General features: G+C 44.6%; 9 protein-coding genes and 2 pseudogenes. 3 read left to right on the plus strand and 8 right to left on the minus strand.

Translation table 11 applies throughout. From position 1 onward, the window contains the following. Nucleotides 1–103 precede the first annotated feature (103 nt). A complete protein-coding gene (locus BXY_RS21535) occupies nucleotides 104–1339 on the plus strand; it encodes a fucose isomerase (protein WP_008025695.1) in 1236 nt (411 codons plus the stop codon). A gap of 99 nt (nucleotides 1340–1438) precedes the next feature. Here the strand turns inward: BXY_RS21535 and BXY_RS21540 are convergent, their stop codons facing one another. From BXY_RS21540 to BXY_RS21555, 4 genes and pseudogenes are all read right to left on the minus strand, one after another. Continuing rightward, on the minus strand, nucleotides 1439–2278 hold the full coding sequence (locus BXY_RS21540) for a histidinol-phosphatase (protein WP_008644724.1): 840 nt from the start codon (nucleotides 2276–2278) through the stop codon (nucleotides 1439–1441). Between the two features lie 79 nt (nucleotides 2279–2357). After that, nucleotides 2358–4227: pseudogene (locus BXY_RS21545) on the minus strand (ABC-F family ATP-binding cassette domain-containing protein). 27 nt (nucleotides 4228–4254) lie between these two features. Further along, the gene (locus BXY_RS21550) at nucleotides 4255–5061 is read right to left on the minus strand and encodes a DUF3805 domain-containing protein (RefSeq protein WP_004314838.1); all 807 of its coding nucleotides are present in this window, start codon (nucleotides 5059–5061) and stop codon (nucleotides 4255–4257) included. Between the two features lie 52 nt (nucleotides 5062–5113). After that, nucleotides 5114–6307 (minus strand): hypothetical protein, encoded by a 1194-nt coding sequence (locus BXY_RS21555; RefSeq protein WP_008644721.1) that lies wholly within the window; start codon nucleotides 6305–6307, stop codon nucleotides 5114–5116. Nucleotides 6308–6548: 241 nt separating this feature from the next. On the opposite strand from BXY_RS21555, the gene BXY_RS21560 reads away from it, so the two are divergent. Both BXY_RS21560 and BXY_RS21565 read left to right on the plus strand, forming a co-directional pair. Continuing rightward, complete coding sequence (locus tag BXY_RS21560; protein ID WP_004314840.1) at nucleotides 6549–7238, plus strand: response regulator transcription factor; 690 nt, start codon at nucleotides 6549–6551, stop codon at nucleotides 7236–7238. 27 nt (nucleotides 7239–7265) lie between these two features. After that, a complete protein-coding gene (locus tag BXY_RS21565) occupies nucleotides 7266–9047 on the plus strand; it encodes a sensor histidine kinase (protein ID WP_008644720.1) in 1782 nt (593 codons plus the stop codon). A gap of 66 nt (nucleotides 9048–9113) precedes the next feature. Here the strand turns inward: BXY_RS21565 and BXY_RS21570 are convergent. From BXY_RS21570 to BXY_RS21585, 4 genes and pseudogenes are all read right to left on the minus strand, one after another. Beyond that, nucleotides 9114–9418, minus strand: a pseudogene (locus BXY_RS21570) (nucleotidyltransferase family protein). A 265-nt stretch (nucleotides 9419–9683) separates the two neighbouring features. Then, entirely contained in the window at nucleotides 9684–10154 is a 471-nt protein-coding gene (locus BXY_RS21575) for an HU family DNA-binding protein (protein ID WP_008025706.1), read from the minus strand. Between the two features lie 215 nt (nucleotides 10155–10369). Then, nucleotides 10370–11287, minus strand: coding sequence for a hypothetical protein (locus BXY_RS21580; protein ID WP_008644718.1), 918 nt, complete (start codon nucleotides 11285–11287; stop codon nucleotides 10370–10372). Between the two features lie 237 nt (nucleotides 11288–11524). Then, the gene (locus tag BXY_RS21585; RefSeq protein WP_229037672.1) at nucleotides 11525–13252 is read right to left on the minus strand and encodes a DUF6562 domain-containing protein; all 1728 of its coding nucleotides are present in this window, start codon (nucleotides 13250–13252) and stop codon (nucleotides 11525–11527) included. Between the last annotated feature and the right edge of the window lie 8 nt (nucleotides 13253–13260).

Genomic DNA, 13260 nt, shown 5'->3' on the forward strand with positions numbered 1-13260 from the left:
GAGACATAAAAACTTTAAAAACCTTAGCAAGGTTAAAATCGTTATGGTAATTTGAAAAGAAAGCTATACATTTGTCATACGGAAAACTTAAAACAATATCATAATGACCATACACCTTATCTCATTTGCATCAATCCTTCACAAACAAGTCTCGCTACGTAGCTCACACGAAGCTATTTTAAGCGAAATTGAAAAATATTATACCGTAAAGCTCGTCGATTATCAAGATATGGACAAGCTTAGTAGTGATGATTTCAAAATCATTTTTATCGCTACCGGTGGGGTGGAAAGACTGGTCATACAGCAATTCGAAAACCTCCCCCGCCCTGCCATTTTACTGGCAGACGGCATGCAGAACTCTCTTGCTGCCGCATTGGAAATCTCCACATGGTTACGGGGACGTGGAATGAAGAGCGAAATACTACATGGCGAATTACCTGCTATCATCCTGCGTATTCATACACTTTATAATAATTTCCGTGCACAACGTTCCTTATTCGGCAAACGTATCGGAGTCATCGGAACTCCTTCTTCCTGGTTAGTTGCCAGTAACGTAGACTACCTGTTGGCAAAACGTCGTTGGGGAATTGAATATGTAGATATTCCATTGGAACGGATTTACGAACAATTTCAACAAATAACGGATGAGCAAGTCGGAGCATCATGTGCGGCTGTAGCATCGCAAGCTCTTGCCTGCCGCGAAGGAACTCCCGAAGATTTAATCAAATCCATGCGGCTGTACCGGGCGATAAAAAAGGTGTGTCAGGAAGAAAATCTGGAAGCACTGACATTGAGCTGCTTTAAATTGATTGAACAAATCGACACTACCGGATGCGTGGCATTATCTTTATTGAATGATGACGGGATAATAGCAGGTTGCGAAGGCGATCTTCAATCTGTATTTACGCTATTAGCAGTGAAAGCGCTTACGGGAAAGGACGGATTTATGGCAAATCCTTCCATGATTAATTCCCGTACGAACGAGCTGATATTAGCACACTGCACCATAGGACTCAAACAAACGGAGAGATACATTATCCGCAATCATTTTGAAACAGAAAAAGGAATTGCCATACAAGGGTTACTTCCGACAGGAGACGTAACGATTATAAAATGCGGCGGTGAATGTCTGGACGAATATTACTTATCTACTGGAACATTGACTGAAAATACCAATTATATTAATATGTGCCGCACGCAAGTACGCATCCGCATGAATACTCCAGCCGAGTATTTTCTGAAGAATCCATTGGGAAATCATCATATTATGCTTCATGGTAACTATGAAGATACATTGAACGAGTTTTTCCAGGCAAATGCTTGCAAAAGAACTGAATAACATCTCAAAACATCCTTAAAGAAAGCGCCTCCTTAATAAACAAAATAAATTATCAGTTTATTAAGGAGGCACTTTGGAGATTGACTAAATTCTATTTCTTTATTCTATTTCTCTTTCTTCCCATTTTCCATTATGCCACTCTGCAACTGAAGTAAAACCTGCCTTCTTCAAAGCAGCCAATGCCTCGGCACGTCCATTATTAATCCGTTCCGGATAATGCGCATCACTGTTCACCTGTACTCTGATACCTAGTTCTTTCAGGAATGAAAAATATCGTTTATTGGGATAGAACGTTCCTAAATCGTGATAAGATTTAGTATTTATTTCAACGATATAACCATATTCGGCAATGGCGGTGAAATATTTGCGAACCAATGCATCATACCACGGTTCATCCAATAATCCCGGACGATAACAGGAAGCATTATAATGCATCTTGTCAGCATGACCGACAATATCAAAACCTCCCAATTCTACCATACGAAGCAGGTTCTTATAGTAAAGGTGGACAACAGAATCCAAGTCACCATCGAAGTGCTTGTCTACCAATTGACGGAAAAGATCTGCCGGAGTATCAATATCTACGATTTTTCCTTCCGGAGAGTACAACATATGTACGGAACCTATCCGGTAGTCAAGTGATAGTTTTTGAAAACAAGGTAAAGAAGGGTTGCTTTCTTCGTTCAGGTAATCTATTTCAAGACCAATGGCAAGCTCTATTTTATCTGCATATTTCTTCTTCAGACGGGAAAATTCGGAAAGGTAATCATCCATTCTATCCCACTCCATCGTCCATGCAGTAGAAAACGGCAGTGGAGCATGGGAAGAAATGCCATAGGAAGTAAATCCTTCACTGATAGCAAAACGAATAAAATCTTCCATATTGGCGCGTCCGTCACAATACAGACAGTGGCTATGATAATTGGTTAGGTTTGTCATACAAGGTTATATGTTGTCCGGGATATATTATCAAAGTTATTGTCATTATCAGACTATTCTAGTGATACAATGACACAAATCAGCCTTCTATTTCACTAAGTTCCAGCCATCGCATTGTTTTCTCATCAATCAGGTCATTGACTTCAGGCAAACGTTTCGATTTCTCTGTCAATTCGTCAACAGAAAGGGTACCGCTACATAAGAGTTCTTCAATCTGCACTTTTTCTGTTTCTAATTCTGCTATCTCCTTTTCCAATTGCCCGAACTCTCGTTTTTCCTTGAAACTCATCTTCCGTTTGTCGTTCAAACGAACACGGGCAGTCTTTTCTTCCTGCGGCTTTTCAGCTTCTTTCTCCTTTTGAGCTTTCGCGTCTTTCCAGTCACGATAGTCACTGTAGTTTCCGGGAAAGTCGCGAATATCTCCCTGCCCATTGAATACCATCAAATGGTCTACTACCTTATCCATAAAGTAGCGGTCGTGAGAAACAACAATCACACAACCTTTGAAATTTTGAAGATATTCTTCAAGCACGTTCAGAGTGATAATATCGAGGTCGTTGGTAGGTTCGTCAAGCACCAGGAAGTTAGGGTTACGCATCAGGATGGTACACAGGTAAAGACGACGACGCTCGCCCCCGCTCAACTTATACACATAGCTATGTTGCGTTTCGGGAGTAAACAGAAAATGCTGTAAGAATTGCGAAGCAGTCAGTTTCTTTCCATTCCCCAGTTCAATCACTTCGGCAATATCCTGCACTACATCAATCACCTTCATTTGTTCATCGAACTGAAGGCCATCCTGCGAGTAATAGCCGAAACGAACAGTTTCACCAACATCCACCGTTCCACTGTCGGGCGCAACCTGTCCCATTAATATCTTGATGAAAGTAGATTTACCTGTTCCGTTATTTCCCACAATGCCCATCTTTTCATAGCGGGCAAAGATATAAGAAAAATCATCCAGTATCTTCAAGTCACCGAAGCTCTTAAACAAGTGATCGGCCTCGAATATCTTACTACCGATATAGGATGCTTTCACCTCCAGCTTCACATTATCATTGTTGAAACGTTGCTTTGCCACCTTTTCCAATTCATAAAAAGCATCTTCTCGGTAACGGGCTTTATGCCCGCGTGCCTGCGGCATCCGGCGCATCCAATCGAGTTCCGTACGGTAAAGGTTGTTGGCACGTTCTATTTCTACACTTTTAGCTTCGATACGTTCCTGACGTTTCTCGAGATAATAACTGTAGTTACCTTTATATTGGTAGATTTGTTGATTGTCTATTTCGATAATCTCCGAACAAACACGATCAAGGAAATAACGGTCGTGCGTCACCATCAGCAAACTAAGATTGGTACGACGCAGGTAATCTTCCAGCCATTCGGTCATATCCAAGTCCAGGTGATTGGTTGGCTCATCAAGGATAAGCAGATCCGGCTCGGTAATCAACGCATTGGCTAAAGCAACGCGCTTCAACTGTCCACCGGACAGTTGCTTCACTTTTTGGTCGAAGTTGCGGATTTTGAGTTGCGAAAGAATTTGTTTGGCTTTCTGTTCATATTCCCAGGCTTTCTCCTGATCCATACGCGCCAGAAGATTTTCCAATCCCGGATGACCTTCAGTCTCCATGCAACGTTCATACTCTTTTATCAGTTCCACGGTACTGTTACCGTGATGGAAACAGGCTTCAAGCACGGTCAACTCTTCGGGATACTGTGGATCTTGTTCCAGATAATCCACCCGAAGGTCACGCCGGAAAACAATGTTACCGCTATCATAACCTTCTTTTCCGGCGATTATATTCAATAAAGTAGTTTTTCCGCTGCCGTTCTTCGCTATCAATCCTACACGCTGGCCTTCAGCAATGCCAAAAGATATATTTTACAAAAAGAACCAAGTCACCGAAGGACTTGGTCAGGTTATCTATCTGTAAATAAGGTACAGCCACGTAATTTAGTAATTAGTTGGTTAGTGATTAGTGATTAATAATCACGGATTTATACTCTTCAATAATGTCGCAAGGTTCTCCAGCCTTTACTTTACTCCATGCCAGTTTCAACGGGTCGATGATACGGTCTTTATATTGTAATACAGGAGCTTCCCGGTTACCGTCAATCAACGTTTTCCATTCCATACCTTCCACTTCATTCGTCAGAATTATACAGACTGTGATGCCGATTGCCAACCATTCCTCTTTCTTTTTCGAGCCAATCTTACCGCTATTAATCACTTGCTGAAGTTTCTCCAGGTCTTCTTCTATTCCCTGAAAATCTTTTTTCAATTCCTGCTTCACGGTAGATACCACCCATTCGTACGCTTCATTAATCAAATAGATTTCAGAAAGACGGGCCGGGATCAGTTCAGCAGGATACTTCTGCCCTTCTTTGCGTACCTCCAAAGTAGCAATTACATCTTCCGCCTCCTTCACAACTCCGCCTTTAGGTACAGTAAAAGAACATTCGAAAGCAATATCGTCAACTCCTGTAATCCACAAATGGGAAGTATAATAAGTCCCCTCTTCCTGAAACATTTCTTTGCTATACGCACATTCCCACGTTCCGACTTTCACCAACGAAGCCGAATCGTTCTCTTTCAGTTCCTGCCGGATGACATCTTTACCATAACCGGCTTTTCCTTTAAATGCGGATATACGAAAATTTCCCGTCCATACTTCGGGATTATAGAAAAGAAAAGAGCCTTCGCCATCTTCAAACTCATTCCAGTCTGATGGATAGTTCATAGAAAACCATGCTCCGGGAGAGATAAATTTCTTGCCTTGCATCCTTTTATATTAAAATGATTACTTGGGCAAAAATACGAATTAAAAACGAATATCATTTACCTATCGGCTGTATTTTCCTCCGCACTTCTTTAGAAATCTCCAAAAACATATAATTCAACTTTCCGGAATGGATTCCTTCTTCGCTTTCCTTATACTTCTTATTAGCATACTGCTTCGATTTCTCGAAAGTCAGTAACGACATCTCATTCTGCGATTTGCCTACCATTGTAGAATCCAGTTGTTCATCCGGGAAAAAATCATCCAGATCGACATCACCAATCATCGTTGTCTCCAGAAAGTTTTTATTCGTGTGCGAATTATCCGTATAGTATCCTACAAACATGTGCCCCGGTGTACGTACCAAGATAGGATCAATATTAATGGCGCGAAGCAACGACGCAAACAACACACTCCCATCCACACAATTAATCTGTGAAGATTCCAGTGCATCATCAAACGTACGGACACGCTGCGAGAAAACAACATTGCTCGAAAGGCTGGTATTGGAAACAGAACTATAACGGAATTTACGTTTCTGCAATATATTCCAAAGGGCATATACCTGCTTGTCTACCGCCCCTTTAGCCTTACTTTGATAACCGAGAAAGCGATTAACAATCCGAGTATTCAATGCCTCGCGAAGCAACTGATCGATCATCGGATTCTCTTCATTGACATAAGCCGCAAAGAAAATACTGGTATCATGGAATTTAGTTCCGTTAGCCACATACCCCAACAGACACTCATTGATGCTACGCACTGAAAAAGTACGTACCCGTTGTCCCAAATCTTTTCCATTCATCTCCACTGTGATGGCTACGCTTACCGGTTCTGCCTGCACCTCATTTTTCAGTGCCTCATAATTCCAGATGATATCAGGATAAATCGTATATTCCGTTCTGGGCTTGTTTAATACAAATTCCGACACCGAGCGGGAGAAAAAAGGCGTTTCGGCTACTTCAATCCGCACACGACTATAAGCTGTCTTCGATTTCAACCGAACGGCAATACACGACTTCGGATTTCCCAAAGACGTCGAATCCGACGGAACAATCACTTGTGCATCAGTGGTGGCAACAGACAGAATCGCCGAAGGAAATATATTTCCTCCCAGATCGTCTACAATCTCAAAACCGGAATTGAATGAAGTATATTTAAACACAGACATACCGCCAAGGAGAATTAACAGTACCACAACAGATCCTATTATTTCCTTCCGATGCCGTTTTAAGTCAATTTTTATCATTATTTGTAGTTTCTATAATCAAACGTTTCTATTGTATCTCGCTAACAAAGATAACAAATAGTGAGCGGTTTTTCCTCTTACAATCAACAAAAACTTCCATATTCCTCATCAATTCTCGGAATTCCCGGAATGTAACACGATTGTAACGTCTGTTTCATCTGCCCGTAACAAAGTCTCCTCATCTTTGCAAAGGATAAAATAAAAACGTAACTTTGTCATATCACATTAATACATATATCTTATGAACGATTACCGTATTTTAGTTGTCGACGATGAAGAAGACCTCTGTGAGATTCTGAAATTCAATCTTGAAAACGAAGGTTATGAGGTTGATACAGCAAACTCTGCCGAAGAAGCAATGAAGATGGATATCAGCAGTTATCACTTAATTCTCCTCGATGTGATGATGGGAGAAATCTCCGGTTTCAAAATGGCCAACATCTTGAAGAAAGACAAAAAAACAGCAAAAGTGCCTATCATTTTTATCACGGCAAAAGATACTGAAAACGATACTGTGACCGGATTCAATCTGGGAGCAGACGATTATATTTCGAAACCTTTCTCCCTGCGTGAAGTCATTGCCCGTGTGAAAGCAGTATTAAGACGTACGGTAACAACGGAAACGGAAAGAGCCCCCGAACGTCTTACTTATCAGTCGCTCGTTATTGACATCACAAAGAAGAAAGTAAGTATCGACGACGAAGAAGTGCCATTGACTAAAAAAGAATTTGAAATATTGCTTCTACTGGTACAGAATAAGGGACGCGTATTCTCACGCGAAGACATTCTGGCCCGTATCTGGAGTGACGAAGTGTATGTGCTCGACCGTACCATCGACGTAAACATCACCCGTTTACGTAAAAAGATAGGTATATACGGCAAACGTATTGTCACCCGTCTCGGATATGGATACTGTTTTGAAGCTGAATAAGTAATAATACCGAATTAAGCAATTATTATGAACCTGCCTGTAACTCAAAAACATTTTCTTTCTTTCAGCCGGAAGCTGTTCCTTTCAGTTATTTCACTCTTTCTGGTATTTGCCATTTGTTTTATTGCGTACCAGTATCAACGTGAACGGGAATATAAAATAGAACTGCTGAATACAAAACTGCAAGATTACAACAGCAGACTCTACGAACAATTGGAAGAGCAACCTCTTGATAGCGAAATAATCAGCGGTTATATCAACAAACATATTCTGGAAGACTTGCGTGTGACCCTTATTGATGCAGAAGGAAATGTTGTTTACGACAGTTATCCAAATCATAATAACCAAATAGAAAACCATCTGAATCGTCCGGAAGTACAGAAAGCAATAAAGCATGGTAACGGATATGACGTACGTCGTACTTCGGAAACAACCGGAGTTCCCTATTTTTATTCGGCCACTCGTTATAAAGATTATATTGTCCGTTCGGCTTTGCCTTATAACGTCAGCCTCATCAACAACCTGCAAGCAGACCCGCACTATCTATGGTTTACCATCATCGTGACCTTATTATTAATGATTATCTTCTATAAATTCACCAACAAACTGGGCACTTCCATCAGCCAGCTCCGTGAATTTGCCATGCGCGCCGACCGAAACGAGCCTATCGAAATGGCTATGCAATCCGCTTTTCCACATAATGAACTAGGAGAAATCTCACAACACATCATCCAAATCTACAAACGATTGCACGAAACCAAAGAAGCTCTCTACATCGAACGTGAAAAGCTAATCACTCATCTCCAAATCTCGCACGAAGGATTAGGAGTATTCACAAAAGACAAGAAAGAGATTCTTGTCAACAATCTTTTCACCCAATACAGTAACCTGATTTCGGATTCCAACCTGGAAACAACAGAAGAAGTCTTTGCTATCAGCGAACTAAAAGAGATTATTCATTTTATCAATAAGAATCAGCAGGAACGCTCGAGAGGAAAAGGTGAAAAGCGAATGTCAGTTACCATCAACAAGAACGGGCGGACATTTATCGTAGAATGTATCATCTTCCAGGATGCCAGCTTTGAGATTTCCATCAACGACGTCACCCAGGAAGAAGAACAAGTAAGACTCAAACGCCAACTGACTCAAAATATTGCCCATGAGTTGAAGACTCCTGTCAGCAGTATTCAAGGATATCTGGAAACCATTGTCAGCAACGAAAATATTCCACGTGAAAAGATAAACGTATTCCTCGAACGTTGTTATGCACAAAGCAATCGTTTGAGCCGGCTGCTACGCGACATTTCCGTACTCACCCGCATGGATGAAGCCGCTAGCATGATTGATATGGAACGAGTGGATATTAGTGTACTTGTCGGAAATATTATCAATGAAGTATCTCTGGAACTCGACGAAAAGCATATCACAGTAATCAACTCTCTGAAAAAGAGCATACAAGTCAAAGGTAATTATTCATTGCTATATTCCATCTTCCGCAACCTGATGGACAATGCCATCGCATACGCCGGAAGCAATATTCAGATAAATATCAACTGTTTCCGTGAAGATGAGAATTTCTACTATTTCAGCTTCGCCGACACTGGTATAGGTGTATCACCCGAACATCTGAACCGTCTCTTCGAACGCTTCTACCGGGTAGATAAAGGTCGCTCACGCAAACTAGGCGGAACAGGATTGGGACTGGCTATTGTAAAGAACGCCGTTATTATCCACGGCGGCAACATCTCCGCCAAGAACAATCAGGGAGGCGGACTTGAGTTTGTATTTACGCTGGCAAAGGAGAAATAGAGGGGTAGCTACATTTTAAAACATTTCCCGAATCATTACTTCGGCTTCCTTCATCCAAGATTTCTCTCATAACACGACACCTTCATTGGTGACGTTAATATAAAAAGGGGGGGGAATGGGCGGTTCTCCCAAAGTTTTTTGAGCGTGACTATCGGGCTGATAGAGACTCCGGTTTTCAGTTCCAGTTCGTAAAGTGGCAGTGTGATAGATTCTTCGTCCTTCAATGTCATTTTCTCGCCGTCGAGCAGGATAAGCAGGTCAATATCACTGTCGCTACGCGCTTCGTTCCTTGCTTGCGAACCATATAAAATAGTTTTTGCCGTAGGAGCCACGCGACGTATAATCTCTCTTATTTGTTTCGTTTCATAAATTTTCCATTTATTATAATCAATGCTACGGGCAAAGATAACAATTCCGGTGCAGATTGTTCTGTCAAGAACCGATTATTTCCCCCGGCACACAAAGAAAGATTCGTTTCTCTCATCCGGCAGCAGGCTACAGCAGCGGCGAGTGAAAACGAATCTTTCATCTTAAAGGGTCGTGCGGCAATGCCGGAAGGAGCCTTTGGCAATACAGAAAAGTCCTTTTGCGGTGCAGGAACCCGTCCTTTTTATAGCACCGGAAAAGCATCCGGCTTTATGCTGCCGGATCGGGAGCCTCTCCTCCCCCTTCACCGCCACCGCCACCTTCGCTGGGAGTAGTGGATTTTCCGCCCCATTCTTCCCAGAAGATATTGGAATCGACGAGGGAACGGGTGGTAACCTGGTTGTTGGATGAACGGCTCGTTTCAGGGATGAAGCGGACACGGACGCCGGTGATTTGCTTGGCAGTCACTTTGTCGGGGGAGTCCACTCCATTGCCCGAAGCAACGGCTGTGTAGTAGAATGTGCCCACGCCGTCGAGTTTGACGGTGCGGCCGTCTGCCATGTAGCTACCTAATACGCTGCCAAGGGACTTGAGCACGGCAAAGGTGTCGGCAGGGCTTACGGTGGATTCAATGGCAAGACGTTTTGCCACTTCGTCCGTCGTGACAGGTTTGCCAACGGTGATGGATTGCGGATACCACATTCCATTGATTTTCTGTTTTACTTTCTTGAAGAATCCCATAAGTTGATGTTTTTTACCTCTTCCCTGCCGCATCCCGATAGGACTAATACTCGGTGACGGACTTTGCTTATCTCGGTGACGACCTTTGCCTACCTCGGTGTCGGACTTAGCCTACCTCAGTGACGACCTTTGTCTGTCCGTGTCTGCAAGCATTTCCTGATGGGGTGCTGCAAGAAGGAAGCGTGATTAATAAATGTTGCGAATTATCTCAATTATCATATTTGCCGTTCCCCTCCGTATTCCGCCAGCGCGCAAAGCAGTTCGCCCAGTGCAAGGCCGCCGTTGAAGGCTGACACGTAGTTCTGCGTGTCGGTCACGTCCTCGTTGAAATGGTTGAGACGGTCGGTGATGGGGGAAAGAAAGAGGATAGGTTCGCCTGAGGTGCTGATTTTTACCACGCCGTGGGTGGTTTCGATGGAGTTTGCCGTATACCCTTCGGGGGCTGCAGCGGCAAATTCTTTAAGGGCTTGGGCGTCTATCGTGTCGTATGAACCGTAGTCGGTGACGTTGACGGAGCCTACTGCCGTGAAGGTGGACGCTCCTTCACACACGAGTTGCGGTGCGGGGAAGTTGGGCGGCGGGACAAGTTTGCATGCGCCGCCGGGGTAACAGTGCAGGCGGGCGTTGACGGTTTCGGCCAGACTGAACACGGCAGGGGCTACGTTGGAAGCGATGAAGGTGCCTACGCGGTCGTCGATAAGGTTGTGTTCCGGATCGGCATGGCTGTCGGGGTTTCCGTCGTGGATAAAGAAGTTGCCGCCGAGGACAACGGTTCCGTTATGGGTCACTGCCGGGTCGGGATAGTTGGCGGTGCTGACGCTGATGATGAGGTCGGCGGCATCGGCAGCAATGGCTTGCGGGAGCACTTTGTATTTTTCGAGGGAACTCGAAGTGTTGACTCCCGTTGCCATAAGGTCTTCGATGCAGCGGACTACGACTTGCAACGGTTCTTCTCCTTCTCGGGGAAGGGAGAAGACAGCACGGGGTTGGCTCATGCGGTTGTCTCCGTCGCACGGAGTGTTTATCACTTCAGGGAATGGTAAGGCGGCGGGACGCAGTTTGGGGTTGGTCAGGGCGTTGAGCACGGGTTCCGTTTCCCAGTTTTTGTTGATGATGACGAGTATCTTTTTCATAAGTGTGATGTTTTTTATGGTTGTTACCTTGATCAGTTGCGTCGCTTCCGGCAATTGCTCCTATCGAGGAAGGTATCCTATAAAGAGAAGTGATGTTCGCTTCTCAAGTCGGCGACAAGGGAAAAAGGACAAGGTTCATGATATTGCCGCCGACTGCATCCCCCAGCGGCTTGGGACGTATATGATGTAGGGGGACGGGATGGAGTGACCTGGATACCCCGTCCCCGTGTGTCATTCTTAAAAAGCGAGGATGGGGCGCACGGCGGAATCGGAGTTGTACCTGACATTATGCCAGCATTGCACAACGTTCGCCTGCTTACCCACAAACCACGTCCATATACCCGAATCGGAGTACGTCGAGGAAGAGAAGAATTTCTGATAGCTCCCATTCGGGATTGCGTCATAGTTCCCAGTGCCCAACGGTTCGAAATAGGCATTTATCTTACTTACGAGTTCTGTCTGATTACTCCATCTATACAGGTTGGGGGTTAGGTCGTTGCCTTCGTTTATGGCGTCATCCCAGCTTGGGAGACCGCCCAGATTGGCGGTAAAGTCATACCATTGACCTATGGAGGGCAAGTACCACCCCGTCGTCTTTTCGGGAGCCTGTACAACATAATCCTTCACGGCCTTGAAAGCGGGATAAAAATTTTCGAGTTCTTTGTTGTTTGCGGCCGCATAGTCGATTACCGTGGTGTAATTAAGTAGTCCGTTGATGTCTGCGTTGCAGGCAACTTTATCCGTGCATTTCGTCAGCTCGGAGAAATCGTGATCTTCCCCCCAACTCATAAGGCTTTTGGTTACGGTCTTCAATGACATGACCAGACCATGCGGCGTGGCAACGCCTTTTGCTGCCAACACCTGTTTTTCTTTGTCGCCGATGCGCGAGGGGTCGGTCTGGAAAACGATGCCGATGCAGGTCTTGTTCGCATCGAGGGCGGTAGACCATGTGCCGTCTGCATAATAGAAGTCACCCACCTTAACGATATCCGAAATATCCGTTGCATCCTGACTTACCCAGTCAGTGGTCATATCTACAGACAAAGTTACCGCCGGATCGTTTCCGACTGTAATCAGGTTTCCGGCAGCCCGTACCCAGTTGTTGCGTTTCAGGGGGATGTTGGCAGGAATGTCTCTATCGTTCATCGTTATGCTACCTGTCCCGGTAAACGTAAGTTTTATTCCGCCCAACGTGGCGTCGGCAGTGGTAAAGACATAATCGGAGAAGAGGATTTTGCAGTTGTTTCCATTGATAGTAATATCCGTGCCGTCCATTGAGGTTGTGATGTAGGTGGCATCGTAGGTAGCTGTCGGGCTTACCTCCTCGCTAAAAGCATTGAATTCTGACGGAACGGTGTATGTTGCCGTCATGTCTTTACATTTGCCTATCATCTCGGTGTTCTTTTCCGCAATCGTCACTTTCGTAAGCGGACGGACAAGCGTGGCGGTAAGGTCGTTCTTAGCCGTAGCGCCTTTGGTGAACGGTACTACTGCCGCAAATGCCTCACGTAGTTGGTCGGCGTATGTATAAGCAGCGGTGATGATAGTCACTTTCTTCAAGCCATCGGCATTATCAGTCTTGTAATACTTATCGGGATAGTGGTCGCCTGACACCGTTGCACCCGAAACGATGTAATCCGCCCAAAGCACGGCTTTGTAGTCACCTTGGTCTGCCAATTCAAAACTAAATGTAATGTTAGCGGCACCAGCCGTTACCAACTGCTCCTGGCGTACTCTTCGTGTAGAGCCATCTTTCGTCCACACTTCGAGGATGCAGCGCAGCGTATGGCCGGCGGGAAACGTAGCGGGGGCGGAAGCCCGTGTTTTTACAAAATCGGCAGGCATTCCGATGCTCATGCTTACTTGGTTGCTGTCCGCAGTCGGGGAAGCGTCGGTGTCGTCCTGACTGCACGAGGTGAATAGCCCTGCCAGAGCCATTAACCCGAAGAAAAGGTTCTTTTTCATACTTCTGT

Source organism: Bacteroides xylanisolvens XB1A, from assembly GCF_000210075.1.
GTDB classification, from domain to species: domain Bacteria; phylum Bacteroidota; class Bacteroidia; order Bacteroidales; family Bacteroidaceae; genus Bacteroides; species Bacteroides xylanisolvens.